Below are 26,504 nucleotides of genomic sequence, written 5' to 3' on the forward strand. Positions count from 1 at the left end.
ATGGGAGTGCCCGTCGGCGAAAAGCTGAGGGAGACTATAGGCCGGTTTGGCCTTTCAGGGAGCATTCCATGCCAGCGGCCTTGTCCTATCCCGGTGTCTACATCCAGGAAGTCCCCAGCGGTGTCCGCACCATTACCGGCGTGGCGACGTCGGTCACTGCCTTTGTCGGCCGTGCCGCCGCCGGTCCGGTCGACGATCCGCAGATGCTGACCGGCTTCGCGGATTTCGAACGCAAGTTCGGCGGTCTCGATCTGGCGTGCCCGATGGCCTACGCCGTGCGCGACTTCTATGCCAATGGCGGCTCCCTGGCGCTGGTCGTGCGCGTCGCGTCCAAGACGGCCCGGGCAGCCACGATCCTGCTTGGCAATGACGCCACGCCGCCGGTCGGCCTGAGGTTGGAGGCGTCCAGTCCGGGCGCCTGGGGCAACCGGTTGAGCGCCACGGTGGACCACGACACCGACCTGGCCATGCCGGTCACCACCCCGCCGACCCCGTCAAAGTCTTTCAATCTGGTCGTGCGCTACCGGCGCCGGCCCGGCCGGGACGAATTCGCGCTGGAGCGCTTCGGGTCCGTCTCGCTCATTCCGGGGGACCCACGCTATCTGCCGCAGGTGCTGGAGCGTGAGTCGGTCTACGTGCGCGTCAAGGGCGACCTGCCGCCCGATCGGCCACCCGAATTCGTCATCGGGACCGGACCCCTGCGCAAGCCCAAATGGGTGGATGCGGACGCGGGATCGGGCGACGATGGCGGCGCGCTGACCGATGCCCAGGTGCTGGGCGAACGTGATCCCAAGACCGGCCTGTATGCGCTGGATCATGCCGACCTGTTCAACCTGCTCTGCATTCCCCCGCTGGCCCGCGACACGTCGGTCGTTCCGTCAACCTATGTGATGCCATCGGCCGCGGTGTACAGCGCGGCGCTGGATTACTGCGTGGAACGCCGCGCCGTGCTGATCGTCGATCCGGACCCGGCGTGGGCCACGCCGGTCGAAGAATCCATCCGCAACGCCATGCAGGGCCGCAATGCGCTGAACCTGTCAGGACCGTCGGCGCGCAATGCGGCGCTGTACTTCCCCTGCGTGCGCGAAGCCGACCCGCTGCGCGAGGGCCGCCTCGACACCTTCGTGCCCTCGGGCATCATCGCGGGCGTGATCGCGCGGACCGATGCGTCGCGCGGCGTGTGGAAGGCGCCTGCCGGGCTCGATGCGTCGCTGAACGGCGTGCAGGGCCTGCAGATCAACATGAACGATCTGGAGAACGGGCAGCTCAATCCGCTGGGCATCAACTGCCTGCGAACGTTCAGCGTGAACGGCCGGATCGTGTGGGGCGCGCGCACCCTGCGCGGCGCCGATGAAAGCGCCGACGAATACAAATACCTGCCGGTCAGGCGGCTCGCGCTGTTCATTGAAGAAAGCCTGTATCGCGGCACGCAGTGGGTGGTGTTCGAACCGAACGACGAACCGCTGTGGGCGCAGGTCCGCCTGAATGTGGGCGCCTTCATGCAGGGCTTGTTCCGACAGGGGGCCTTTCAGGGAGCGTCGCCGCGCGATGCCTACTTCGTGCGGTGCGACGCGCAGACCACGACGCAGCACGATATCGATCTTGGCATCCTGAATGTGTCGGTGGGTTTTGCGCCCCTCAAGCCGGCCGAATTCGTGGTCATCCAGATCCAGCAGATGGCCGGGCAGATTGCGACCTGACGCGATCCGGTCACCGTATTTTCCGGCTTCACGATGTTTGCTTCGGACCCAACCGAGAGGTGGTCGCCATGGCCCAGTTCAGCGTCAACGCACAACGTTTCGACCCGTACAAAAACTTCAAATTCCGCGTGAAGTGGGATGGCCGCTATGTGGCCGGCGTGACCAAGGTGGGCGCGCTCAAACGTAGTACAGAACCGGTCGAACACCGCGAAGGCGGCGATCCGTCGACCACCCGCAAGTCGCCGGGCCGCACCAAGTACGACGCGATCACCCTGGAACGCGGCGTGACGCACGACACCGAGTTCGAAAAGTGGGCCAACAAGGTCTGGAACTATGGGTCGGGCCTCGGTGCGGAAGTGTCACTCAAGGACTTCCGCAAGGACCTGATCATCGAGGTCTACAACGAGGCCGGACAGGTCGTGCTGGCCTACAAGGTGTATCGCTGCTGGGTGTCCGAATACCAGGCGCTGCCCGATCTGGACGCCAACGCGAACGCCATCGCGATCCAGCACATCAAGCTGGAAAACGAAGGGTGGGAACGCGACTACGACGTGGTGGAACCGTCCGAGCCCACCTATACCGAGCCCGCCGTCTGACGGCTTGAGCCATGCGCGCGCTGACGCCTTTTGACGTGCTTTCCTTGTGGGACGAGGGCGCCCAGCGGCATCCGCTCGACCGCAGTGCGCTGCTGTGCGCGCGGGCGCGCAGCGATCTGCCGGCCGAGGCGATTGTCGACCTGCCGCTGGGGGAGGTGACCCGCAGCGTATTGCGGCTGCGCGAGGCGACGTTTGGCGCGCGGATCGACAGCCATGTGGATTGCCCGTTCTGCGGGGCGCGGCTGGCGGTGTCGGTCATGACGTCGGACGTGTTGCCGGACGGGGTGACTGCGGGCGGGCTGCCAATGGAAGGGGCGACTGCGGGCGAGGGATCAAGGGGCGGGCCAGCGGATGATCCGGCTGCAGATCTAAGGGCGGACGGGGCGCCGGACGGCGAACGGACGCGTGGGCTGCGGCCGCCAACCTTGCGCGATCTGGCGGCAGTGGCCGATGTGGCGGATGCGCAAGAGGGCGCGCGGCGGCTGTTGCAGCGGTGCATGACCGCATCGGCGCCGGCGTCCTTGCTGGATGCCGACCTGGCCGAGATCGAAGCGGTGTTCGACGCGCTGGACCCCAGCGCCGACCTGGGCTTGCAGGTGACCTGCACCGAATGCGGCAAGCCGGTGCTGGCCACGCTGGACGCCAGCATTGTGTTGTGGGACGAGATTGAAGCGCAGGGCAGGATGCTGCTGCGCATGGTGCATGTGCTGGCGGTGGCGTATGGGTGGACCGAGAACGAGATCCTGAGCCTGGGCCCGGCACGGCGGGCGGCCTATATGGCGATGGTGTCGCCATGAGCGGGGTCCTGCATCGGCTGGCCGCGCGCGCGGCGGGCACGGCGGTGACGGCCCGGGCGGATGCGCGGCTGGGCGGGACGGTGGGGGCGGCGGATGGCGGCGCTTACGGGCGGGGGGGTGGACGGCCGCGCGTGGGGTCGGGGTTGGGTGGTGCGTTTGCAGGGGGTGGGCAGGGACCGTTGCAGGGGGATGGCGCGCGCGGATCTGAGGCTCGGGCGTTTGAAGCTCGGGCATTGGATGCAGCGGGCGCTGGCGCGGGGGGTCTTGATGCGCGCGGCAGTGGTGTTCAAGGGCGGGATGTCCCAGGGTGGGATGTCCAAGTGCGGGATGTCCAGGGCAGGGATGCATGGAGCGGTGATGCGTGGGGTGGTGACGCACGGGGCGGTGACGCATGGGGCGGTGATTCGGCTGGCCGCGGACGCGGTGCGGGCGTCGGCCCCGGTAACGGTGTTGACGGCGATGCATGGCGCGCGTCGGCACGCACGGGCAGCGCGGTCCCTGCGCGCCTGCTGGGCCGGCAGGCGGGTTCCCTGTACGGTGCCGAATCGTTCGGTGACGCGTCATCGTCGTCAGGCCACGTCATGGGCAATGCGGGCGCCGATGGATCGGGGGCGTCACGCACGCTGTCCGGGGTCATGAACGCAGCGCGGGGCGGGATCAATAGGGCAGGCGGCGCCGAGGATTTTGATGGCGTAGACGGCACATTGTCCGGTGCCAGCCGCCGCGCCGCGTCGGACGTCTTCCAGGCCATCCATGCGTTCAATGCAACGCTTGCCAACGATCATGACGCCGCCTTTCCATCGCGCCTGATGGCATCGAGCGGATCGTTGTCGACATCCACTGTCGGCATACTGAAGGATTCGCGCGTGCCGGCCATGGTGCGCGCCATCGCGCAAGACCTGGCCGCCGACATGGCCGGGGCACAGGCGGCGCAGTCAGCCGCGCTTTCCTCCTCACTTGCAACGTCACTTGCCACCTCACTTGCAACATCACTCGCCACGTCCTCCGCGCGCGGGGCGGACACCGAGATCACCATCCATATCGGCCGCATCGATGTCATGGCCGTGCGTGGGCCTGCCGCCAAGCCGGTGCAGACGCCTGCGGCAGCGGCCACGGCCATGTCGCTCGACACCTATCTGTCACGCCGTCAACGGAGCGGCGCATGAGCTCCGCACTGGCCATTGCAGCCGTCACGGCCGTGCTGCGCGACCTGCTCAACGATGGGCTGATCCGCGCGAACCTGAGCGGCGTGCTGGGCAGTGCGGCGGCCGTCAGCGTGCTGGCGCCCGACCGCGTGGTGCCGGGCAGCGCGTCCGAAACCTCGCAGCTCAATCTGTTCCTGTACTCGGTCACGCCCAACATGGGCTGGCGCAACGAAGGGCTGCCGTCGCGCGATGTGTCGGGCAAGATGCGGCTGTCGAATGCGCCCCTGGCGCTCGATCTGCACTACCTGGTGTCGGCGTATAGCGGGGGCGATCTGCATGCGGAAATGCTGCTGGGCGTCGCCATGCAGGTCTTGCACGAAACGCCGGTGCTGACGCGTGAACGCATCCGCGCGGCATTGGTGCCCGCGGGCGGTGGCGCGGCAACGCCGGCGTTGCGTGCCCTGGCGGCATCGGGGCTGGCGGATCAGGTGGAACTGATCAAGGTCGTGCCGGAATATCTGACGGGTGAAGACTCGTCCAAGTTGTGGTCCGCCATCCAGAGCCACTTCCGGCCGACGGCGGGCTATGTGGCGTCGGTGGTGCTGATCGAAGCCAATGAGCCGACCCGGTCGCCCTTGCCGGTGCTGAGCCGCGGAACGGTCGACCCCGTCACGGGCCGGGATCGCGGCGTGGTGGTCGAGCCGACACTGGCCGCGTCCGTGCCGATGCTGACCCTGGCGGTGCCGCCGCTGCGGCAACCCGTGGCACGCATCGGCGACGTGGTCGAACTTCAAGGCCAACGACTGGACGGTACCGCGCGCGATGTGGTGCTGAGTCACGACCGCTATCAGATCGATCAGGTGGTAATGGCGATGGCGGCGGGGGCTGCCCTGGCGGATGACCGGGCAACGCGCGTGCGCTTTGAGCTCGACGCGGCACTGGCCGACACCTTGCCCGTGGGCATGTACCGGGTGCGCGCGCGGATCACGCCGGCCGCGCCGCCCACGCCGCCGCCTCCCACGCCGGCCACCGAACCGCGGGCGCGATCCACCAATGACGTGTCGTTGGTGCTTGCGCCGCAGATCACCAACCTGCCGCTGACGGTGACGCGTGACGCGGCCGGCAGCGCATCGTTCGACATCGATTTCGTACCGGCCTTGCGGGCGGGCCAGCAGGCGGTGCTGGTGCTGGGGAGTGCGCAATACCTGCCGCGTGAACGATCGTTGCCGGCCCGGACGCTGAGCTTCGTCATTCCCGATGCACCGATTGGCAATCATCTGGCGCGGTTGCGGATCGACGGCATCGACAGCCCGATCGTGGACCTGTCGGCGGACCCGCCGGCCACGCCCACGTTTCTGGATCAACGGGTAGAGATCACATGAACGCCCCCGACCGCATCAACGCGTGGACAGCCGCCAACCAGGCTCTGCTGGGGGCGGAGTTTGGCGTGTTGAAGGCGCGGCTGATGCCGGGAGGCGCGGCGTCGGGATGGGACGGAAACCCGTCCGCGCTCGATGCCGCGCGTGCCGCCATGCCGGCTCGCGCGCCGATCGACACCCTGGCCGATGCGTTTGCGTTGAGTGCGTTCGAGCGGTCGCTGGTGCTGCTGGTGGCCGGCGCCGAGATGGATGCCGAACTGGCGGATCTGTGCGGCCATGCCGTCGGGCAGCCGCAGCATCCGTGGGCCACGTTCGGCCTGGCGCTGAATCTGCTGCCCGATCCGCACTGGAGCGCGCTGGCGCGCACGCAGCCGCTGCGCCGGTGGCGGCTGATCGAGGTCGAGCCCGACAGCGCTTTGGTGAACGCGCGGCTGCGGCTGGATGAACGCGTGCTGCACTACCTGGCCGGCATGAACCTGATGGATGCGCGGCTGCTGCCGCTGCTGCGCGCGTTGCCGCCCCCCGTTTTGCTGGCCGAGCCGCACGCCGCGCTGGCGCAGGCGATCGCGGAGCAGTTGATGGCATCGCACGACGGAACGGAGGATCTGGCGTGGCATGCCGGCGAAGATGCTCGAACGGACGTGGGCGAGGATGCCGCGGCGACCAAAGACCCATCCAGGCCACCGCCTTTGCTGTTTCTACACGGCGATGACGCCTCTGGCCGGGAAGACGTCGCGGCACGTTGCGCCCAGGTGCTGGGCTTGCGTGTGCATGCGCTGGACGCGCAAGGTCTGCCGGGCAGTCTTGCCGAATTGGCGGACGTGGCCGTGCTGTGGGAACGGGAAGCGGCGCTGGGCGCGGGCGCCTTGTTCATTGCCTGCGACGACGATGCTGCGGCGGCCGTAGCAGGGCAGGGTGCGGGCGGGTCTGCGGCGCTGCCGGACGCGTCGGTGGTGGCGCGCGCCAGGGCATTTGCCGACAGGGTGGACGGGCTGATCTTCATGGGCGCGCGCACGCCGATTGCGCTGCGCAGGGACACGCGCTTCCACGCCGTGGACCGGCCATCCGCCGCCGGGCAGCGCGCGTTGTGGACGGCCGCGCTGGGGCAGGCAGCAGCAGACCGCGAGGCAGAGATCGAGGCCGTGGCCGCGCAGTTCCGGCTCAGCGCGCGCGGCATCGCGAGCGCGGCGGCGGCGGCCTTGCCTGCCAACGGCGCGTTGTGGCGGGCATGCCGCGAACGGGCGTCGGCGCCCTTGGGTGAGTTGGCGCATCGCATCGTGGCGCGGGCGACGTGGGATGACCTGGTGTTGCCCGCGGCGCAAAAGGCCACGCTGGCGCAGATCGTGACGCACGTGCGGCATCGGCGGCAGGTGCTCGAGACGTGGGGCTTTGCCGATCGCGGCGGGCGGGGGCTGGGCATCACGGTGCTGTTCGCGGGCGACAGCGGGACGGGCAAGACCTTTGCGGCCGAAGTGCTGGCGACGGAACTGTCCTTGGACCTGTTTCGCGTGGACGTGTCGGGCGTGGTCAGCAAGTACATCGGCGAAACCGAAAAGAACCTGCGCCGGGTGTTCGACGCGGCCGAAGAAAGCGGGGCGGTGCTGCTGTTCGACGAAGCCGATGCGCTCTTCGGCAAACGCAGTGAAGTACGCGACAGCCATGACCGCTACGCCAATGTCGAGGTGAGCTACCTGCTGCAGCGGATGGAAAGCTATCGCGGCCTGGCGATCCTGACGACCAACCACAAGGCGGCGCTGGACAGCGCGTTCCTGCGGCGGCTGCGGTTCGTGGTGCAGTTTCCGTTTCCCGAAACCGCCGAGCGCGAAGCCATCTGGCGGCGCGCGTTTCCCGCGGCCACGCCGACCGATCATCTGGCGTTCGACAAGCTGGCGCGGCTGCAGGCATCGGGCGGGCAGATCCAGAACATGGCCCTGGGCGCCGCATTCCTGGCTGCGGCGGACGGCGGCGCGGTCACGATGGCGCATGTGCTGAACGCCGTGCGCACGGACGGCACACGGTTTGACCGCCCCGTGTCGGACACGGAAACGCGGGGGTGGGTATGACACGCATCGTGCTGCGGATCGACCGGCTCAGGCTGCAGGGCATCGACCCGTCAGAAGGCGAGGCGATCGCGCGGGCCTTGCAGGAAACGTTGGCGAGCGCCTTGAGGGAACGCGTCGATGCCCTGCCTTCGGCAGCGGCGGTGGTCGCTGCCTTGCAGGCGGGTGTGTCGGGGTCGCGTGCCGCAGAGGGGGGCACTCGAGATGCGCGCGCCCCGATCCAGGTGACCGCCGGCCATTCCCCCGCGGCCTTGGGCAGCAGCGTGGCGCAGGGCATTGTGCGGGGGTGGCTGCCATGAGCGGCGCATCGGCTGGGCATGTGAGCGCGCCGGCACGGACGTCGGCCGTGTCGTTGTCATCGACAACGACATCCAGAAACGCGGCCAGTCCATGCAGTGCCTGCGCGGCGAAGGCAGGCAAGGCGCAACGGCGCGACACGGCGGCGGCATCGCACCGGACCCGCCCGCCCTCGGCATCGACACGCGACGGCGGGAATGCGCACGCTGCGGGCGACAGGTTGGCGACGATGTCGACCACGGCGGCGACCCACGCCTGCACACACTGCAGCCCGCCCGCGCGCCGGTCGTTTGCGTCGATGCCGCTGCATGCATCACGCGCGAGCAGCGTGGCATCTCTCGAACAGGAAGCCGATCGGTTTGCTGACGCGCATGTCCGCGCGGGACCGGTCGCCGCACCGGCCCTGTCCCGCGGCGCGGCGCGGCACGTCGCCACCGACACCAATCCCCTCATGCAAGCCACCGTGGCGGCCGGGGTGGCCACGCCGCATGAACCGGTGCCGCACGGTGTGCTGCAGAAATTTTCACCGACGCTTCGGCCCGAGTTGTCGCACGCACGGCTGCATCGCGGGGCCGACGCTCAGGCGCTTGCGCGGACGGCCGGTGCGCACGCGTTTGCCCATGGCGCCGACATTGTGCTCGGGCCGTCTGCGTCCGACCTGCATGGCGCGGCGAGCCGGCATGTGCTGGCGCATGAACTTGCGCACGTGGTGCAGCAGTCGCCGTGGTCGGGGCGCAGGGCGGTGATGCGCACGCTGTTCAGCATGAAGACCTATGTGGCCGCCATGAACCGCAAGCCTGAGCCTGACTGGGCCACGGCGGCCGAGCACCTGAATGGCGAGCCGGAAACGGTGATCCGGCAGGTGTTGAAGAACCTGTCGCGTGCGCATCGCGCCAAGCTACACGAAGCCGCGCGGACCTGGCCGGGATTGTGCTCGAACATCGGGCAGATGACTGAAGCGGACTACCTGCTGGAACGGGGCCCGGCCGCCGCCACAGGTGAACGTGTGGCCGATGTGTGCAACCGGCCGGCGGCGCAGGCTGCAGGACCGCAGGCCGCATCGCCGACCCAGCCCGCGCAGCCCGCTCCCATCGTGACGCCCGGTGAGCTGACGCAGAAAGATGCCGATGACTGTTCGCCGCTGTACCAGCACAAACTGTGCGTGTACATCGTGGGCGGATTCAATGGGGATCGGTCGGGGGTCGAGACGCCGGCACAGATGGCGGAGTACAACAAGTCGTGCCGCAAGGAGTCGGCCTACACCGGTCCGGACGTGGACTTGAGTGCCGAGGACCGCATCGCCATGAAGGCACCCAAGTGCCCGCGTGGCGACGCCGACACTGCGCGTGAACGGGCCGCGGCCGCGCGGCTGTCCGATGCGATCCGGCGGTCGGTCAAGTACATGCCGGCGGGTGCGGGCGATCAGTTGCTGGCGTTGCTGACCGACAAAATGTTCATTGGCAGTCTGGTGGCCGCAGTGGGGGTCTACCTTGCCTTGTGGCTGTTTCCGGAACCCGTGTTTACCAAGCTGGCCGCGGCGGCAACAACTATTGCAGTGCTGTCGACAGGCGTCTTTACGGTGTCGACCATCATGAATCTGGCTGAAGCCTGGAGCGATGTCATGACGGCTTCCGAGGCTGCCACCGCCGACGCGCAGATCGAGCAGGCAGCCGAACAGTTCGGCAAGCGCATGGGCGCGGTCACGGTCGACCTGCTGGTTTTTCTTGCGTCGCTGCTGATCGGCGGCAAGCTGCCCACGCCCAAGGGCCTGCCGCCGGCAGCCAAGGCCTTGACCGATGCCGAGCGGCTGCTGGCGACCGCGCCCAAGGGCGGAGTGGTGCTGGATACGCCGATGGGCAAGCTGCTGCCGTTTGAAGCGCCTGCTGCCTCGCCAGCGGCGCCGCGCGCGCCATCCGCTTCCTCGGGGATGTCGGGGCCGACGGCGGGCCGCGCGGCGACGGCAGTTCAGTTTCGCCCGAATGCCGACGTGATGCCGGCACGTCCTGGACCGAGACTGGTGCAGCCTGCGCCCGCGGAACCCGCACCGCTGACCAATCTGCGTCACCTTCCCGTGCCCAAGCCGCGCCCGGCCCCGGTGAAACCTGCCCCCGCGGTCGAGCCGCCGGCACCTGCGGCGAACCGGCAGCCCGTTCCCGTGCCGCTGGCACCCGGAGCCGGCGCCCAGCCTTCGGCTCCGCCAACGACGCAACCGCAACCCCAACCGCAACCTCAACCCCGGCGGCGTCCGCCCTTCGTGCTGCGCCTGCCGCAGCAGAAGGCCCCGCATCTTGCGCGGTACCGCGGCAATCTTGGCGTGCTGCAGTCCGATCCCAATTATCAACGCGGCAATCCCGGTCAGCTCGAAGCGTGGCATATGGCGCTGCGGCTGGGGGGCTCCCATGGAATACCTTCAGGGGTCTACGACCGCGGCCACCGCATGGGGTTCGTGGGCGAGGAAGGGGAGCGCCGCATCCGCGTGCCGAACTGGTCCCGCACGGGGCCCAAGGCGATGGAAGTCGACCACATCATCGAGCTGCAAGTGACGCCGCAATCGATGCGCGCTTTGTACAACGAGCCCGACAACTTCGAGCTGCTGGACCGCGCGGCCAACGGGTCGTCGGGGCCACAACTGTCGGCCAACATTGCGGCGGAACGGGCCATCCAGGTCGCCTACGATCCCGCGCTGGCAAACCAGGTCATCCGCTTCGATTCCGTGGTGATGGCTGGCGGATTCGATGGCGAACGCTGGAGCATCGACGCCATCCGCGCCGGCCAGCAGCTGAACTACTACGAGAACAATCATGCGCCTTGACGACCTGACCCCTCGCGGCGCGCGCCGCCCCGACGACACCGCCCGCCTTATCGACGCGTGGCAGCGCATCGAACAGTGGTACGACGCGACCGATCCGCCGCTTGATCCCGGGTTCCGGCCGCCGGTGTCGGTGGCAGGGCTGTCGATGCTGGTGCAGCAACTGGGTGGCCTGGTGCCGGAGTCGGTCGAGACGCTGTTGCGGCGGCATGACGGCGGGGCGGACGGACGCTATCCGTTGCCCATGCGTGCAACGGAACCGACCTGCTGGCGCATGCTGTCGGCGGCCGAGATTGGCGCCGAGGTGCAGCGCCTGTCCGAGGTCGCGCGGTCCTTGCTGTCGGTGGTGCCGGTGCGCGCCGAGGGCCCCGTGGCCGCGGTCTGGTGGGACTACGCGTGGATCCCGCTGTGCGAGTGCGGCACGGGCGATCTGGTCTGCATCGATCAGGCGCCGCCCCCGGGCGGCACGGTGGGACAGCTGCTGTTGTACGCGCACGATGCGCCCGAGCGGCGCACCTTGTACCCCGGCCTGGCCGACTGGATCGCGGAAGCCGCGGGCGACCTGATGGCCGGCCGGTACCGCCACGAACGGGGCGTCGGGCTGTGGCCGGCGGGGGGCCTGTCATGACCGGCTTTCCGAATTCGCCACGGGTGGTCAAGGGCGGCCTGGTGCTGGTCGATCCCAAGACGGCGGCCCTGCTGCGCGTCATCTCGCTGCAGTACAACGCCGATTCCCTGACCCGCACGCTGCAGACACAGTCGGCCGGATCGGATGGCGGCGGGCGGACCGAACCGCTGCGCTTCAAGGGGCCGGCGGTCGAGACGATCAAGCTGGACGCCGATATCGACGCCACCGATCAGCTGGAGCAACCGGGGCAGCATCCCGACGCGACAGCCTATGGCATTGCGCCGCAGTTGGCCCTGCTTGAATCGCTGGTGCAGCCGGGCATGTCGCAACTGAGCGGGGTCGAGCGCGCGGCCAATTCCGGCGTGCTGGAGATCGCGCCCATGCTGGCGCCGCTGACGCTGTTCGTGTGGGGCAAGCACCGCATCGTGCCCGTGCGGCTCAGCGATTTTTCGATCACCGAAGAAGCATTCGACCCCGCCCTCAATCCGATTCGCGCACGCGTCAGCCTGGGCATGCGGGTGATGTCGGTGGACGACCTGGGCTTTTCATCGAAGGGCGGCGGCCTGTTCCTGGCCTACCTGCAGGGCAAGGAAGCCCTGGCGGCAAAGGCGCAGCCCGGCACCTTTGCATCGATGGGGATAGGCGGCATCGGGGGGGCAGGGTGATGGATCCGGTTCAGGCATTCCTGCAGGCCAACGCGTTGACGCCGGCGCCGCATGCGCCCGGCAGCCGCTACTACGGCGTGCCCACGGCGCAAATGACCACGCCCGACGGCATGACCGTGGTCTATCTGCGGCGGCGTTTTCTGCCTCCGTCAGCGGCCTTCAGCGTGCTGAAGACCGTGGCGGTCGCGTCCGACGACAGGCTCGATACCGTCGCCGCGCAGCACCTGGGCGATCCCTTGCAATGGTGGCGGATCGCCGATGGCAATGGCGCGATGCTGCCCGAAGCCGTGATTGCCGATGCCCTGGAACAACCCGGTGCGGGTGTGGCCATCACGCTGCCTGAAGGCGTGGCCGGAGTCAGCGATGGGGAATGACCGGAGGCCGCCATGCTGAGCCAGGGCATCCAGCTGAGCCTGTCGATGGGCCCGATCATTCCGCTGCCCGTGCCGCGTGTGGTGCTCGATGCGCTCGACAAGGTCGAGGTCAAGACATCGGCCGGCAGCGCCAGCGGTTTCCAGCTGACCTTCCAGATCACGGCGCGGTCGGCGCTCAACGCGATCTTCGTGCTGGCGGCCGGCAACAACACGTCGATGGGCACGCCGCCGCTGCGGATCCTGATGGTGGTGACACTGGATGGCACGCCGCACGCGCTGTTCGACGGCGTGATGACGCACGTCGAAGTGCAGCCCGGCACGCAGGGGGCGGCGGGCAGCCTGACGGTCACGGGCGAAGACGTCAGCAAGGTCATGGACATGCAGGACTTCAGCGGGCTGCCCTTGCCGGCCATGCCGATCGAAGCGCGCGTGGCCTTGCTGTGCGCCAAATACGCCGCGTTCGGTGTCATCCCCTTGCCCATCCCGGTGCTGTTCCCGGAAGTGCCGATTCCGATCGACAAGATCCCCGCGCAGCAGGGCACCGACCTGGCCTATATCCGGCAACTGGCGGACGAGGTCGGCTACGTGTTCTACATCGAACCCGGGCCGGCGCCAGGCACCAACATCGCGTACTTCGGGCCGGAAATGAAGCTGGGCATTCCGCAGCCCGCGCTCAATGTCGACATGGATGCACGCACGAATGTCGAGTCGCTGACCTTCACGTTCGAGCCGACCAAGGGGGTGCTGCCTGTGGCGTTCATCCAGAATGCACTGACGCGGTTTCCCATTCCGATCCCGGTGCCCAACCTCAATCCGCTGCAGCCGCCGCTGGGCGCCTTGCCCGCGCCGATCGCGAACCTGAAGCTGTTGAAGGACACGGCCAAGCTGTCGCCGATGCAAGCACTGTCGCGCGGACTGGCCGAGGCCAAGACCTCGCAGGATGCGGTCAGCGGTCACGGCAGCCTGGACGTGCTGCGCTACGGCCGTCTGCTCAAGGCGCGGGGACTGGTCGGGGTGCGCGGCGTAGGGGTGGCTTATGACGGCCTCTATTTCGTGAAGAGCGTGACCAGCACGCTCAAGCGCGGCGAGTTCAAGCAGAGCTTTGACCTGAGCCGCAACGGGCTCGTTTCCATCACGCCGCAGGTGCCGACATGAGCGAGAAGTACCTTGGGAAGTATCGCGGGATGGTGCTGAACAACATCGATCCGATGCGGCTGAACCGTCTGCAGGTGCAGGTGCCGGACGTGAGCGGGTTGATGCCGGTGACGTGGGCGATGCCCTGCGTGCCGGTGGCCGGACTGCAGAACGGCATTGTCGCGCTGCCCATCATCGGGTCGGGCGTGTGGGTCGAATTCGAACAGGGCGACCCCGACTATCCGATCTGGGTCGGCTGCTTCTGGGGCAGCGCGGTCGAAGTGCCCCTGCTGGCCAACGCCACGCCGCCGGGGGTGCAAAGCATCACGATGCAGACGGCCTTGCAGAACGGGCTGACGATCAGCGACGTGCCGGGACCGACGGGCGGCATCATGCTCAAGAGCACGACGGGCGCGACGCTGATCGTGAACGACACGGGCATCTATATCCAGAACGGCAAGGGCGCATCGATCGTGATGACCGGTCCCACCGTGACCGTCAACGCCGGCGCGCTGGTCGTCGTGTAGGGGAACGCCATGCCAGGACCTCTGCTTCATCTGGGCGCAACCGTCATGTGCATGCATGGCGGGACCGCGCAGCCCACCGCGCCCAATCCGCGCGTGATGCTGTCGGGCCAGCCGGTGGTGACGATGGCCGCGCCGTATGTGGTGGCGGGCTGCGCCTTTGTGCCGCCCGCGGGCAACGGGCCCTGCGTGACCGCGCAGTGGGTGACGGCGGCCACGCGGGTGCTGGTCGGCGGGATGCCGGTGGTGCTTGTCGACAGCCAGGCCATCTGCGCGCCGACCGGCACGCCGCTGCTGCCGGTGGCGATGCAGACACGGGTGATCGGGAGCTGACGCCATGGACATCGCCTTTCCGTATCGGGTCGATGGCACCGGCCGCACGGCGGCGGCGGAGTCCGATGACGCGCACATTCGTGAGCTGATCGAACAGGTGCTGTTCACGGTGCCGGGCGAACGGGTGATGCGGCCCGACTTCGGCTGCGGGCTGCTGCAACTGGTGTTCGCGCCGAACAGCGAGGCGCTGGCCGCCACCCTGCAGGCCCTGGTGCAGGGCGCGCTGCAACAGACCTTGGGCACGCGCATACGGGTGGACGATGTGACGGCCCACAGCGTGGACGCGACCTTGACGGTGGCGGTGCGATATACGGTGCTGCGCACGCAATCGACGCGCACCGCCAGCTTCGTGCGCGAGGTGCCGGCATGAGCGCGGCCGGATCCGTGGTGTCGCGCGGCGCGGGCACGTCGACCCAGGCCGCGCCCTATCGCTGCGCGTCGCCCGGGCGCGTGGCCGCGGTGCGCGCGGCCGCGCTGCAGACGCCCCCGCGGTGGATCAATGGCATCGACTACCTGGAAGTCGCGCCGTCGCAAAAGCAGCTGCGCGTCGTGTTCGTGCACGCGCTGGACCAGGTGCCGACACCGCCGCTCAAACGCATCCAGGTGGAAGTGCGCGGGGGCAGCCGGGTGCGCGATCCGGCCGTGACGGGCATTGCCTTGCAGGGCCATGTGCTGACGGTGGACCTGGCGACCGAAGGGGATTTTTCCGAATACGTGTTGCGGCTGGTGGCCGGTCCGGGGTCGGATGCGCCGCCCGATGGCATCGACCCGGCGCTGGCCCGCATCACGTTCCGCTTCAAGGTCGATTGCCCGAGCGACTTCGATTGCCGGGTCGAACAAACCTGTGCGGAAGTCATCGAGGCCCCGCCGCCCATCGATTACCTGGCGCGAGATTACCCCAGCCTGCGGCGGATGGTGCTGGACCGGCTGGCCACGCTGATGCCGGACTGGACCGAGCGCAATCCGGCGGACCTGTGGGTGACGCTGGCCGAGGCGCTTGCCTATCGGGGAGACGAGCTGTCGTACTACCAGGACGCCGTCGCCACCGAAGCCTATCTGGGCACCGCGCGGCAGCGTGTGTCGGTGCGCCGGCATGCACGGCTGCTGGACTACACACTGCACGATGGGAACAACGCACGGGTGTGGGTGGCGTTCGACGCCGGTGCGGGTGGGGAAGGGCTGACCTTGCAGGGCTGCGATCCGGGGACCGGGCTGGACGGGACGCTGCTGCTGACGGCAGTGCCGGGGCTGACGCCGGCGATCGGCGTGCGGGCGGGGACAGGGTCCGGAAGCGCCACGTCAGCCGGGTCGGCTGCTACTGAAGGCGCGCTTCGCACCGCCCTGGCCGCGGGCGCCGAACCCTTCGAACTCGTCACACCGGTCACCCTGTTTCCGGCCCACAACGACCTGCGCTTCCACACGTGGAGCGACGATGAATGTTGCCTGCCCGCGGGCGCCATCGATGCCACGCTGCGAGACGACGATGCCGCCCGCGTGCGCCTGATGCCGGGCGATCTGTTGCTGCTGGAAGCGCGGGCCGGCGACACCACCGGCGCTCCGGCCGACGCCGATCCACATCGCCGCTGCGTGGTGCGGCTGACGCATGTCGATCCGGCCGCGACGCTTGTGGGGGGATCGCGCCAGCCCGGTCCCGTGCGCCGCGATCCGGTCACCGGCCAGGCGTATGTGACGGTGCGGTGGGGCGAGACCGATGCCTTGCCGTTCGCGCTGTGCCTGTCCAGACGGATCGACGGGGTGCTGGTGCGCGACATGTCGGGAGCGTGCGGCAATGTGGGCCTGGCCGATCATGGGCTGAGCGCATCGCGTGCCGATCGGCTGGTTCCTGGGGCGCGGCTGCGCAGAGGCCAGCGGTCGGCGCCGTATCGGCTGCCGCAGACCGAAGTGCGGCCTTTGACGCGGCAGAGCCGGGTGCGCGCCGCGCGGGCCGACGGCAGCGCGGGCCCGCCGGTGCTGATCGATCCCATGGGCAGCGCCGTGTCGGCCATGGTGTGGGACACGGGCGATGCGCGGCCTGCCCTCGACGTGCGTACCGAGGGCGCGCGCCGGAGCGGCGCGGCATCGTCGTGGACGCCGCAGCGGGACCTGCTTGCCAGCGGCCCGATGGCGCGCGAGTTCGTGGTCGAGACCGACACCACGGGCGCGGCCGTGCTGCGGTTTGGCGACGACGTCAACGGCAGCGCGCCGGCCGACCGCGAAGGCTTGCTGGCGCGTGTGCGCACGGGCAATGGCGCACGCGGCAATATCGGCGCCGGGTCGCTTGCGCACGTGGCTGCGCAGGCGGGCGATGTACTGGGCGTGCGCAATCCGCTGCCGGCACTGGGCGGGGTGGATCCGCAGCCGCTGGAAGAAGCGATCCTGTATGCCCCACAGGCCTTCCGGCGGCAGCAGCGGGCCGTGACGGCGCGCGATTACGCCGACCGTGTCACCGAGGCCCCCGGGGTGCAGCGCGCCGTGGCGACGCGCCGGTGGACCGGCAGCTGGTACACGATGTTCATTACCGTGGACCCGCGCGCGGGCACTGCGCCGGGTCCGGCCGGCACGCTGGATCCCGCCTATGAAGCGCGCCTGGCCGCCTTCGTGGAAAGCTGGCGGCTGGCCGGACATGACCTGGAGTTCGATGCGCCGCGGTATGTCTCGCTGGATGTGGCCCTGCATGTGTGCACCCGTCCGGGCTACTTCGTTGATGACGTTGAACGGCGTCTGCTGCAAGTCTTCAGCGCGGATCGCCTGAGTGATGGCCGCAGCGGGTTCTTCCATGCGGACCGCTACAGCTTTGGCGAGCCGGTGTATCTGAGCACCGTGATTGCCGCGGCCATGCAGGTGCCGGGGGTGGCCTATGTCGCGCCGCTGCGCTTCCAGCGCCTGGGCCGGCCGGCCGCGGGGGAACTGGACAGCGGCCGCATCGCGCTGGGGCGGCTGGAAATTGCCCGCCTCGACAATGATCCCAACGCGCCGGAACACGGCCGCATGCAATTCCAGGTCGAAGCCGGGGGGACGTCATGAGCGATGACCAGGGCGATGTCTTCGGTGATGTCTTTGGTGATGCCGCGGACGCGGACTGCGGTTGCTGCGAAGGGCTGCCCCTGCCCGCGCGGCCCGCCAATGCGCCCGGTCTGACGGCGCTGCGCTATCGCGTCGACACGCAGCCGGGCTTTCGCGCGCGCATGGTGCAGAGCCTGCCGCTGGCGGGCGGCGGGCTGGCGCGGCTGCTGACCCGGCGCCCAGACGACCCCAGCATGGCCTTGCTCGATGCGGCCGCGTGTGTCGCCGACGTGCTCACCTTCTACCAGGAACGCATCGCGAACGAAGGCTTCCTGGCCACGGCCACTGAACGCCGTTCGGTATTGGAACTGGCGCGGGCCGTTGGCTACACGCTGCGGCCCGGCGTGGCGGCCAGCGTGCATCTGTCGTTCACGGTCGAAGATGCCCCCGGCGCCCCCGGCGTCTGCGCCCTGGCGGCCGGGTTGCCGGTGCAGAGCATTCCGCCGCAGGGCAAGCTGCCGCAGGTATTTGAAACGCGGGACGCCATCGTTGCCCGCGCGGAGTGGAATGCGTTGCGGCCGCGGCAGATGCGGCCGGCCGACATCGCGGTGCTCGAGGTGGCGGGCGCGCCGGACCCCAATGGCGCGGCGACCACGCGGCGGGTGCTGGCGCTGGTCGGTCCGGTGGGAAGTTTCGGCACGGGGGGCGGCGGCGGGGGTGGGGGTGGTGCCACCGCGGGTCTTCATGCCGCCTTGAACACTGCAGACCTGTACCGGCTGGACACTGGCCTTGCGGCCGACGCGGTGTCGGATGCGATCGAGATCGGGCAGGTGTTCCTGTCGGATGCGGGCGCCGGATCGGGCGCGGGCATGGCGGCCGGGGACCTGCTGCTGTTCGCTGCCCGCCGCGGCACGGCCTTGTCGCGGCTGGTGATGCGGGTGGTGGCCGTCACCCCGGAACCCGCCCTGCATCGCGTGAAGGTCGCGCTGGAACCCTTGCCCGAGCCCGCCGCACCCCCCCCGCCACCGCAAGCTGCCGCGCCACGCGGCGTGCCTTACGCGCAGGTGGTGACGGTGGCGCCATCGAGGGTCGCGTTCGCGCGCCTGCCGGGAACGGGCACCTTGTCCCTGACGACCGCCACCGTGGCCAATGCGCTCACCACGCGCACCTGGCGCGAAAACGAATTGCAGACGCTGATCGGCATGCAGGGGTGGAACCGCGCGGCGGTGGTGAAGACCGTGAGTGCGTCGGCCAGCATCGCCGCGGGCGGTGGGGCGGGCGGCGGGGCAGGTGGCGTCGGTGCATCGGGTGCAGGCGCCGCGGGCACGGCGGCTTCTGGCGCCTCCGCCGGCTCCTTTGCCGGGGTGTTTGGTTTCGGCGTCAAGGTCGGCTTCTTCGGCAACAACGCGCCCAAGTGGGGGATGCTGCCCAAGCCCGACAGCCTGCGGTCCGACCCCTATCCGCTGCCCTGGGATCGCAGCGATACCGGCAGCGATGGCCAGCCGCTTGCGGCGGATCGCACCATCTGGCAGACCTCGCAGGCCAGGTCGCAGGGCGCGCGGGTCTATCTGGAACGGCCGGTGCCCGACCTCGTGCCGGCCAGCTGGGTGGTGGTCGATTCGCCCTATCTGCCGGCCGAATCGTATGCGGTCGCCGATGCGCGTGCCGTCTCGCGGGCCGACTTCGGCATGTCGGGCCGTGCCATGGAAGTCACCTTGGCCGATGGCGCGCAGCCACCCGGCGCCTTGTCCAAGCCGGATTTTTCGTTCCGCAGCAGCACGGCGCACGTGGCCAGCCGCAAGCTCGATCTGGTCGCCTTGCCGATCGACGCGCCCGTGGCGGCGGGCACGAACCGCATCGAGCTGGACGCGCTGGTGCTGGGCCTGGCTGTGGGTCAGCCGCTGGCGTTGACCGGCCTGCGGGCCGACCTGGCCGGGGTGGATGCGGCCGAGGTGGCGGTGCTGGCCGACGTCGTCCATGCCGACGGGCGCAGCATTGTTCGGTCGCGCGACGGACTGCGGTTCAGCTATCAACGCCACAGTCTGCGCATCAACGCCAACACGGTGTTCGCCACCCACGGCGAAAGCGTGCGCGAAGTGCTCGGCAACGGCAATGCGGCGCTTGGCCATCAACGATTCATGTTGCGGCGCCCGCCCACCACGTGGGTGTCGGCGCCGACGCCCGACGGAGTCATCAGTACGCTGACGATACGGGTCAATGGCGTGCGGTGGGACCCGGTGCCGTCGCTGTATGGCGTCGGCCCGCACGAGCGGGTGTACACCACCCGGATCGACGACGAGGGCCGCACCGAAGTGCTGTTCGGCGATGGCGTCTCGGGCGCGCGCCTGCCCACGGGCATGGTCAATATCGACGCCACCTATCGCACCGGCATGGGTCCCGATGGCAACGTGGCCGCCAACACCTTGACGATGCCGCGCGCAATGCCGCTGGGCCTGCGCGGCGTCACCAATCCTTTGCCCGCCACGGGCGCGGCCGACCGCGAACACCTGGCCGACGCGCGTGTGCATGTGCCGCGCAGCCTGCAGGCGTTTGACCGGGTGGTGTCGGCGCTCGACTACGCGGCCTACGCCCGGGTCTATCCGGGCATCGGCAAGGCGCGGGCCGACATGCTGTGGGTGGACGGCCAGCCGCGCCTCGCGCTGAGCGTGACGGGCGCGACGGACGCATCGGACACATCAGGCGCATCAGGCACATCAAACGCGTCGGATACGGCGGGAGGCGCCGTCAGCGACACCGTGCGCGCCAACCTGGCGGCGTCCATCGCCAGTGTCAGCGATCCGTCACAACGCTTTGACGTGCGGGCCTGCGCGCTGCGGCTGTTCCGGTGCCACGCGCGCGTGCTTGCCGACCCGCGATATGTGAAGGCGGACGTGATGCGTCAGGTGACCGTGGCGCTGCTCGACGCGTTCGGGATCGCCGCCCGCGAGATCGGCCAGCCCGTGACCGCGGCCGAGGTCATCGCCTGCATCCAGTCGGTGCCCGGCGTGGTGGCGGTGGACCTGGAGGCGCTGGCCTTGCTGGACGACGCCGCACCGGACGGCTTGTCTGACGCGTCGTCTGCTGCCGCGTCTGCCGTGCCCGCCGGGCTTCCCGCCTACGGTGCGCGTTGGGACGCACGCACCCGCCGCGTCATTCCCGCTGAACTGCTGTCCATCAGTCCCGCCGCGCTTTCCCTCACGGACATGACGCCATGAGCCAGCTCACGCCCGAGCGCCTGTACGCGCTGCTGCCCGCCGTCCACCGTGTACGCGATGCCGAGCAGGGCGAGCCGCTGCGCACCCTGCTGCGGGTGATAGAGACCGAACTGGAACGCGTCGAGTCCGACATTGCCGGCCTGTACGACAACTGGTTCATCGAGACTTGCGACGAATGGGTCGTGCCCTACATCGGCGACCTGCTGGGCGTGCGGCCGATCCGGTCCATCGTGTCGGCCGGCGTCAGCACACGCGCCTACGTGGCCAACACCATCGCGTATCGCCGCCGCAAGGGCACGGCGCTGGTGCTGGAACAGCTGGCGAACGACGTGACGGGCTGGCCCGCGCATGTCGTCGAATCGTTCCAGCGGCTCACCACCACGCAGCACGTCAATCACGTTCGGGTGGTCCCCAGGGCAACGGCCGGCCTGCGCGACGCCGCCGCGGCGGAATGGGCGGGCGGTGCCTTCGATCCGTTTTCGCACACGGCCGACATGCGGTCCGCGGCGCGCGGCGGACGTCATGCCATCACCCATGTCGCGCTGTATCTGTGGCGGCTGCGCAGCTACCGCATGGGTGGCGGTGACCCGGGTGAGGACGCGGCCGATGCCGTCAGTGCACGGCGCGATGCGGGAGGGGACTGGCGCGTGCATCCGGTGGGGTGCGATGCGCCGCTGTTCAACCTTCCGCGCACCGAAACGGCCATCACGCACGCGAGCGCGGAAGAGGACGTGCCCGGCCGGCTGCGCGCGCTCGCGCTGCATGCCGATGCCGACCGCTCGCGGCGCGGCGTGCAGATGCCTGCGCCCCGTTTCCTGACCGATGGCGACCCGGTGCTGCGGGTGTTCGTGCGGCTGGCCGGCAGCGCTGCAACACTGGAAGTGCCGCGTGACGCCATGTTCGCCTGCCGCCTGCCGCAGCCCCGTCCGGGCGAGCCGTTGCCGGCCCTGGCGATGGCGATCGATCCGCAACGTGGACGCATCCGGTTTGCCGACGGCCTGCCGGTCGACGCGGTCTGGACACAGCACAGCTACGGATTTTCTGGCGACTTGGGCGGCGGGCCGTATGACCGCAACGCTGCCTTGCGCACCCTTGGCGTGGCCCTGGCGGGCAGCGCGGCCGCGGTCGGGGAAGCGGTGTTCGACGCGCCGGAGGTGTGGCAGGTTGGCGTATCGCACTTGCTTGCCGACGACGAGCAGGGCCGCGTGTTTTCGTCCTTGCGCGAAGCAGTGGCCGTGTGGAATACCTTGGCCGCCGGCCGCACGGGCGTCATCGTGATCATGGACAGCGCAAGCGAACAGGACGCGCAGGGCGCGCCAGCGCTGCCGCTCGAGATCCGCATTGGCGAACGGTCTCGCCTGCTGATCGTGGCAGGCGGGTGGCCGCGGGATGCGGTCAGCCGGTCCGCAACGTTCGATGCCAGCGGCGTGCGGGCGCACCTGATCGGCGATGTGGTGATTCATGGCACCGCGCCTGCCGAGACGAGCGACGGCGGTGCATGTGTCATCAACGGCCTGCTGCTGGAAGGCCGGCTGGACGTTGCAGCAGGCCATCTCGGGCAGCTGGTGCTGTCGCATTGTTCGGTGGTGGACGGCGTCGATGGCGTCGATGGCGTCGCCGCGCCGTCCGCGCTTACGGTTCAGCCCGGGGGCAATGCGCAGATGGCCCTGCGGATCGAACGGTCGATCTGCGCCTCGGTGGCCGTCGCCGGCCCGATCCGTACCGTGTCGATGGTCGATAGCCTGATCGGCGGCGGCAAGGGGGCGCAAGCCGGCCCGCGCGCGCCCTGCCTGGTTGCGCTGGATACCCCCGCGACGCTGTTGCGCAGCACCTTCTTCGGCCCGGTCAACGTGCAGTCCCTGTCCGCGTCCGACTGCATTTTTGCCGAAGGCGTACAGGCGGCGCGGCGGCAGACGGGTTGCGTGCGCTTCAGTTATGTGCCCGCCGGATCGGCCGTGCCGCGCCGCTATCGCTGTCAGCCCGACCTGGAAATAGCCGGGCGAGGGGCCGCGCTGCGCGCCGAGATCCGCGCGTCCCTGCGTCCGCTTTTCGTATCGCGCGAGTATGGCGATCCGGGCTTCGGGCAGCTTGAAACCCGCTGCGCCGTGCAACTGCGCACGGGCGCGGAAAGCGGCGCCGAGATGGGCGCGTTTGAATTCCTGCATCAGCCGCAACGGGAAGCGAACCTGCGCGGCGCACTCGACGAATACCTGCGCTTCGGTCTGGAAGCCAGCCTCATTTTCGTGACCTGATGTTCATGCCTTGATCAACCCACGGGGGCGATGCCATGAAAGGCGACCTATCCCGCACGACGTTCGACCCAACGCGCCATTACAGCGCAGTGCGATTGCAGCAGGGCCGCATCGTGACCGATGCGGACTGGAACGAGCAGGCCGACCTGACCCGGCACCGCGCGCGGCTGACTGCGCGTGACGTGATCGGTCCGTCGGGCGCGCCGTTCGATGCCGAGGGCTTCGGTCTGCATGCCGATACGCGTGCGCTCGCCGTGCTGGCGCTCAACGACAACGTCGTATGGATCGCGGCCGAAGACGGCGCCTTGCTTGGCACCACCAACGGCGGCGCCAATTGGGACGTGGCCGATCTGAACACCGCGGCGCACCTGCGCGCGCTGGCCACCGCCGGCGGCACCGTGTGGGTGGTGGGCGACGGCGGCGTCATCCGCGCGTCGCTGGATGGCGGCCTGAGCTGGCAGGCGCAAGATAGCGGCACCCTGCAATCCCTGCGAGGCGTGACCGCCGTGGATGCCTGGCATGCCTGGGCCGTGGGGGACGGCGGCATCGTGCTGTCGACCGACAACGGTGGCGCGTCCTGGCAACTGGCACAGAGCGGCGCGGCCCGCCTGCGGGCCCTGCACTTCGTTGATACCGTCAACGGCATGGCTGTTGGCCTGCAAGGCGCGGTGCTTGCGACCGCCGATGGCGGGACGACCTGGAATGCCATCGACAGCGGCACCACCGCCCATCTGCTGACCGTGGCGCGCGTGGGTGCGGACAGCATCTGGGCGGCCGGCTACGACGGCACAATCGTCCGCAGCCAGGACGGCGGCGCCACCTGGACGCGATGTGACACGCCGTCGGCCGCCACGCTTCGGGCCATCGCGTTCGCCGACACGCAGCGCGGCTGGGCCGCCGGCGACGACGGCACGTTCTGGCAAACAGTTGATGGTGGCAACCATTGGATGGACGACAGCCTGGAGGCGGGCGCGGGGATGGCTGCAACGGCAGGCAGCCTGGGCGCAGCGATGGGAGACGGGTCAGGCTCGGGCGCGGGTTCCGTCGCCGCGCGCCCGTCCTTGCGCGGCATCAGCCTGCTTGAGGATGGCGACGGCGGCGGGCTCGGCGGCGGCTGGGTGGTGGGCGACAGCGGGGCGGCATGGCGCATCGGCAACGGGTCGCCCGACTCGGCCGCGCTGGCGTTGCCGGGCGTCAACCTGGCGATCCTGCCCGGCCGCTACTACGTCGATGGCGCACTGTGCGAACTGGACACGCGCGTCACCTATGGCAACCAGGCCGATGGCGGGGCGGGCGCGCGACTTCCGCCCGGCGCGCATCTGATGGTGCTGCATGTGTGGGAACGGCATGTGTCGGCCCTGCAGGCGCCCTGGATCCGCGAAGTGGCGCTGGGCGGCCCGGACACGGCCACCCGTGCGCAGCTGATGGCGCAGGTGCGCGCCCTGCCGCTGGGTGACGCCAGCCCCGCCGAATGGACGTGCGGCAGCTACAGCCCGGAATGGGAAGCGCTGATGCACCCCACGCCCGGCCGATTGGCCGCGCGCGCGACACCGCAGCCGTCCAACCGCAACCTGTGCGACATCGCGGCCACGGCCGGCTATCAACGGCTTGAAAACCAGCTGTATCGCGTCGAAGTCCATACCGGCGGCGCCACGCCGACCTTCAAGTGGTCGCGTGAAAACGGGTCGGTCGCCTACGCCGTCGTCGGGGTCACGGTGGACGCCAGCCTGCAGCAGACCACGGTGCGGGTCGCCGCCCGGGGCCGTGACGAAGGGCTGGACCTGTCCGCGCACGACCGGGTCGAACTGGTCGACGACACCAGCGAACGGTGGCTGCGCGCCGGACAGATGTTCGAGTACCTGGCCGATGGCGACGACGAAAACGAATTGATCCTCGCGGGCATACCGGCTGCCAGCCTGGGGCAGGACCTGTCCGCCCACCCGCTGCTGCGCCGGTGGGAACAGCGTCCGGCCGGGGCCGCGCATGTGCTGCCGATCGAACCCGGGCGCTGGATCGAACTGGAAGAGGGGGTCGAGATCCGCTTTGGCCCCGGCGAATGGCGGCCGGGCGACGCCTGGCAGATCCCGGCGCGCACGATCACGGGTGACGTCGAATGGCCACGAGACCCCGACACCGGAGATGCTGTCGCGCGTGCGCCCGACAGCATCCGTGATGCCTGGTGCCGGCTGGGGATTGTCGAGGTCGAACACGACGGCGCCCTGCGGGTGCTGGCCGACTGCCGCGAGATCTTCCCGCCGCTGACGTTGCGCACGCAGTTGCTGTACGGGTCGGGTGACGGCCAGGAGGCTGCGCCCGCGGCCGTGCTGCCGCAGCCGCTGACGGTACGCGTCGTGCAGGGCGGCGTGCCCGCACCCGGCGCGCGGGTGCGCTTCGAGGTGGAGACGGGCGACGGACGCGTGGGGCGGGCGGCCGCGCTGGGGGTGCTGGGCCTGATGCGGTCTTATGACACCGTGGTCGACACGCAAGGCGAGGCCCGCTGCCGCTGGCGGCTGGGAGACGGCAGGGCGCGGTTCCAACGGTTGAGGGTGTCGCTGCTCGATGGCGACGGGCTCGAGCGGCCCGGCCAGTCCATCACCTTTTGCGCGACCGCCGTCGTGGACGTGCCGGCGCGCGAAGTGACGCGCCGCGGTGTCTGCCTGACGATAGGCAAGGGCGGTGACGCCGACCGGCTCGATGCCGAGGTGATCGCCCGCGCGCTGGATGACACCGGTAATGCCTGCCTGTGTTTCCTGCCCGGCGAACACGTGATCGAGGGCCTGGAAGCCGCGGGCAGCGGGCGCAGCCGCCTCAGCCTGCATGGCTGCGGCCCGACGGCGCAAATCCGCGTGCGCGGGGGCATGCTCCTGGCCGGCTTTGCCGCACTCGAACTGCGCGACCTGGACATCACGTTTGACGACGAACGCGGACTTGCCCTGCACAAGATGGGCGACGTGCAGATCCGTGGACTGACGATGTCGCGCCGGGCCGAGCGGGGCGCGCCCTGCCTGCATGTGGGCGATGCCCGCACGCTGCACCTGTCGGCCAGCACGATCGACTGCCCGATGCCCGGCGTGGCCGCCTTGCTGGAAAACATTCAAGGTGATTGTCATGTCTCGGACAACACCGTGTCGGGCATCCTGGGCTTCTATGGCGACCCCGGCGGCGTGCCGTCTGCCACCTTGCTGCGCCGCCTGCACGAAGGCAGCCGCAATACCAAACTGGTCGTGGGCGCCGGCCACCTGAAGCTGACCGCCAACCGCCTGGCCCTGCTTGCGGTGGCCGAGGCCATGAGCAAGCAGCTGATGGAAACGCAGACCACCAGCGGCCTGTTCGCGACCGCGACGATCAGCGGCAACACGTTTTCCGAAGCGTCCAACCTGTTCATTGCCGGCCGCATGCTGGCGGTTCACCACTCCACGCTGCTGGCCGAAATGCCCGGCGACCGGCCGCCACCTTACGGTGTCTTCATCGCCGAACGCGCTACGGCCACCGGCAACCTGGCGATGATGCCCGGGCCCGAGGCGGCGGCGCTGCTGTTCGGTGCGCCGCGCTTCGACCAGGCCGCGAACCTCGTGGCCATCAGGAACTGAGGC

At 69.4% G+C, this 26,504-nt stretch carries 19 protein-coding genes; all 19 read left to right on the forward strand.

What is annotated here, in order from left to right; genetic code table 11:
* The first annotated feature begins 68 nt into the window (after positions 1–68).
* On the forward strand, positions 69–1,700 hold the full coding sequence (locus tag HD883_RS19300) for a phage tail sheath family protein (RefSeq protein ID WP_179582470.1): 1,632 nt from the start codon (positions 69–71) through the stop codon (positions 1,698–1,700).
* Positions 1,701–1,768: 68 nt separating this feature from the next.
* Complete coding sequence (locus HD883_RS19305; protein ID WP_179582468.1) at positions 1,769–2,296, forward strand: phage tail protein; 528 nt, start codon at positions 1,769–1,771, stop codon at positions 2,294–2,296.
* 11 nt (positions 2,297–2,307) lie between these two features.
* Positions 2,308–3,093 carry a hypothetical protein gene (locus tag HD883_RS19310; RefSeq protein ID WP_179582466.1) on the forward strand — a complete coding sequence of 262 codons (786 nt, stop codon included), beginning with the start codon at positions 2,308–2,310 and terminating at the stop codon, positions 3,091–3,093.
* Positions 3,090–4,259 carry a hypothetical protein gene (locus tag HD883_RS19315; protein ID WP_179582464.1) on the forward strand — a complete coding sequence of 390 codons (1,170 nt, stop codon included), beginning with the start codon at positions 3,090–3,092 and terminating at the stop codon, positions 4,257–4,259. The genes HD883_RS19310 and HD883_RS19315 overlap by 4 nt, the downstream gene beginning before the upstream one ends.
* Positions 4,256–5,620, forward strand: a complete 1,365-nt coding sequence (locus tag HD883_RS19320; protein WP_179582462.1) for a DUF4255 domain-containing protein — start codon at positions 4,256–4,258, stop codon at positions 5,618–5,620. The genes HD883_RS19315 and HD883_RS19320 overlap by 4 nt, the downstream gene beginning before the upstream one ends.
* On the forward strand, positions 5,617–7,680 hold the full coding sequence (locus tag HD883_RS19325) for an ATP-binding protein (protein ID WP_179582460.1): 2,064 nt from the start codon (positions 5,617–5,619) through the stop codon (positions 7,678–7,680). Before HD883_RS19320 ends, HD883_RS19325 begins: the two co-directional genes overlap by 4 nt.
* The gene (locus tag HD883_RS19330) at positions 7,677–7,976 is read left to right on the forward strand and encodes a hypothetical protein (RefSeq protein WP_179582458.1); all 300 of its coding nucleotides are present in this window, start codon (positions 7,677–7,679) and stop codon (positions 7,974–7,976) included. The genes HD883_RS19325 and HD883_RS19330 overlap by 4 nt, the downstream gene beginning before the upstream one ends.
* Before the next feature lie 326 nt (positions 7,977–8,302).
* Positions 8,303–10,786, forward strand: a complete 2,484-nt coding sequence (locus HD883_RS19335) for an eCIS core domain-containing protein (protein ID WP_179582456.1) — start codon at positions 8,303–8,305, stop codon at positions 10,784–10,786.
* Positions 10,776–11,411: an SMI1/KNR4 family protein gene (locus HD883_RS19340; RefSeq protein ID WP_179582454.1), complete on the forward strand. Its 636-nt coding sequence runs from the start codon at positions 10,776–10,778 to the stop codon at positions 11,409–11,411. The genes HD883_RS19335 and HD883_RS19340 overlap by 11 nt, the downstream gene beginning before the upstream one ends.
* Positions 11,408–12,076 (forward strand): hypothetical protein, encoded by a 669-nt coding sequence (locus HD883_RS19345; protein ID WP_179582452.1) that lies wholly within the window; start codon positions 11,408–11,410, stop codon positions 12,074–12,076. Before HD883_RS19340 ends, HD883_RS19345 begins: the two co-directional genes overlap by 4 nt.
* Complete coding sequence (locus HD883_RS19350) at positions 12,076–12,450, forward strand: LysM domain-containing protein (protein WP_218863082.1); 375 nt, start codon at positions 12,076–12,078, stop codon at positions 12,448–12,450. Before HD883_RS19345 ends, HD883_RS19350 begins: the two co-directional genes overlap by 1 nt.
* 12 nt (positions 12,451–12,462) lie before the next feature.
* Positions 12,463–13,605, forward strand: coding sequence for a hypothetical protein (locus HD883_RS19355; protein WP_179582448.1), 1,143 nt, complete (start codon positions 12,463–12,465; stop codon positions 13,603–13,605).
* Positions 13,602–14,111, forward strand: a complete 510-nt coding sequence (locus HD883_RS19360) for a phage baseplate assembly protein V (protein ID WP_179582446.1) — start codon at positions 13,602–13,604, stop codon at positions 14,109–14,111. The genes HD883_RS19355 and HD883_RS19360 overlap by 4 nt, the downstream gene beginning before the upstream one ends.
* Before the next feature lie 9 nt (positions 14,112–14,120).
* A complete protein-coding gene (locus tag HD883_RS19365; protein WP_179582444.1) occupies positions 14,121–14,441 on the forward strand; it encodes a hypothetical protein in 321 nt (106 codons plus the stop codon).
* 4 nt (positions 14,442–14,445) lie between these two features.
* Positions 14,446–14,811 carry a GPW/gp25 family protein gene (locus tag HD883_RS19370; RefSeq protein WP_179582442.1) on the forward strand — a complete coding sequence of 122 codons (366 nt, stop codon included), beginning with the start codon at positions 14,446–14,448 and terminating at the stop codon, positions 14,809–14,811.
* Positions 14,808–17,465: a putative baseplate assembly protein gene (locus tag HD883_RS19375; protein ID WP_179582440.1), complete on the forward strand. Its 2,658-nt coding sequence runs from the start codon at positions 14,808–14,810 to the stop codon at positions 17,463–17,465. The genes HD883_RS19370 and HD883_RS19375 overlap by 4 nt, the downstream gene beginning before the upstream one ends.
* A complete protein-coding gene (locus HD883_RS19380; protein WP_179582438.1) occupies positions 17,462–20,659 on the forward strand; it encodes a hypothetical protein in 3,198 nt (1,065 codons plus the stop codon). The genes HD883_RS19375 and HD883_RS19380 overlap by 4 nt, the downstream gene beginning before the upstream one ends.
* Positions 20,656–22,911 carry a hypothetical protein gene (locus HD883_RS19385; RefSeq protein WP_179582436.1) on the forward strand — a complete coding sequence of 752 codons (2,256 nt, stop codon included), beginning with the start codon at positions 20,656–20,658 and terminating at the stop codon, positions 22,909–22,911. Before HD883_RS19380 ends, HD883_RS19385 begins: the two co-directional genes overlap by 4 nt.
* A 35-nt stretch (positions 22,912–22,946) precedes the next feature.
* Positions 22,947–26,501 (forward strand): DUF6519 domain-containing protein, encoded by a 3,555-nt coding sequence (locus HD883_RS19390; protein WP_179582434.1) that lies wholly within the window; start codon positions 22,947–22,949, stop codon positions 26,499–26,501.
* The last annotated feature ends 3 nt before the right edge of the window (positions 26,502–26,504 follow it).

This window comes from Pigmentiphaga litoralis (assembly GCF_013408655.1).
GTDB lineage: Bacteria > Pseudomonadota > Gammaproteobacteria > Burkholderiales > Burkholderiaceae_B > Pigmentiphaga > Pigmentiphaga litoralis_A.

Coding starts and splice junctions, on each gene's coding strand:
- HD883_RS19385 (WP_179582436.1), top strand. CDS start 20,656: ATGAGCCAGCTCACGCCCGAGCGCCTGTACGCGCTGCTGCCCGCCGTC.
- HD883_RS19330 (WP_179582458.1), top strand. CDS start 7,677: ATGACACGCATCGTGCTGCGGATCGACCGGCTCAGGCTGCAGGGCATC.
- HD883_RS19345 (WP_179582452.1), top strand. CDS start 11,408: ATGACCGGCTTTCCGAATTCGCCACGGGTGGTCAAGGGCGGCCTGGTG.
- HD883_RS19310 (WP_179582466.1), top strand. CDS start 2,308: ATGCGCGCGCTGACGCCTTTTGACGTGCTTTCCTTGTGGGACGAGGGC.
- HD883_RS19355 (WP_179582448.1), top strand. CDS start 12,463: ATGCTGAGCCAGGGCATCCAGCTGAGCCTGTCGATGGGCCCGATCATT.
- HD883_RS19320 (WP_179582462.1), top strand. CDS start 4,256: ATGAGCTCCGCACTGGCCATTGCAGCCGTCACGGCCGTGCTGCGCGAC.
- HD883_RS19380 (WP_179582438.1), top strand. CDS start 17,462: ATGAGCGATGACCAGGGCGATGTCTTCGGTGATGTCTTTGGTGATGCC.
- HD883_RS19300 (WP_179582470.1), top strand. CDS start 69: ATGCCAGCGGCCTTGTCCTATCCCGGTGTCTACATCCAGGAAGTCCCC.
- HD883_RS19375 (WP_179582440.1), top strand. CDS start 14,808: ATGAGCGCGGCCGGATCCGTGGTGTCGCGCGGCGCGGGCACGTCGACC.
- HD883_RS19350 (WP_218863082.1), top strand. CDS start 12,076: ATGGATCCGGTTCAGGCATTCCTGCAGGCCAACGCGTTGACGCCGGCG.
- HD883_RS19325 (WP_179582460.1), top strand. CDS start 5,617: ATGAACGCCCCCGACCGCATCAACGCGTGGACAGCCGCCAACCAGGCT.
- HD883_RS19340 (WP_179582454.1), top strand. CDS start 10,776: ATGCGCCTTGACGACCTGACCCCTCGCGGCGCGCGCCGCCCCGACGAC.
- HD883_RS19365 (WP_179582444.1), top strand. CDS start 14,121: ATGCCAGGACCTCTGCTTCATCTGGGCGCAACCGTCATGTGCATGCAT.
- HD883_RS19305 (WP_179582468.1), top strand. CDS start 1,769: ATGGCCCAGTTCAGCGTCAACGCACAACGTTTCGACCCGTACAAAAAC.
- HD883_RS19390 (WP_179582434.1), top strand. CDS start 22,947: ATGAAAGGCGACCTATCCCGCACGACGTTCGACCCAACGCGCCATTAC.
- HD883_RS19315 (WP_179582464.1), top strand. CDS start 3,090: ATGAGCGGGGTCCTGCATCGGCTGGCCGCGCGCGCGGCGGGCACGGCG.
- HD883_RS19360 (WP_179582446.1), top strand. CDS start 13,602: ATGAGCGAGAAGTACCTTGGGAAGTATCGCGGGATGGTGCTGAACAAC.
- HD883_RS19370 (WP_179582442.1), top strand. CDS start 14,446: ATGGACATCGCCTTTCCGTATCGGGTCGATGGCACCGGCCGCACGGCG.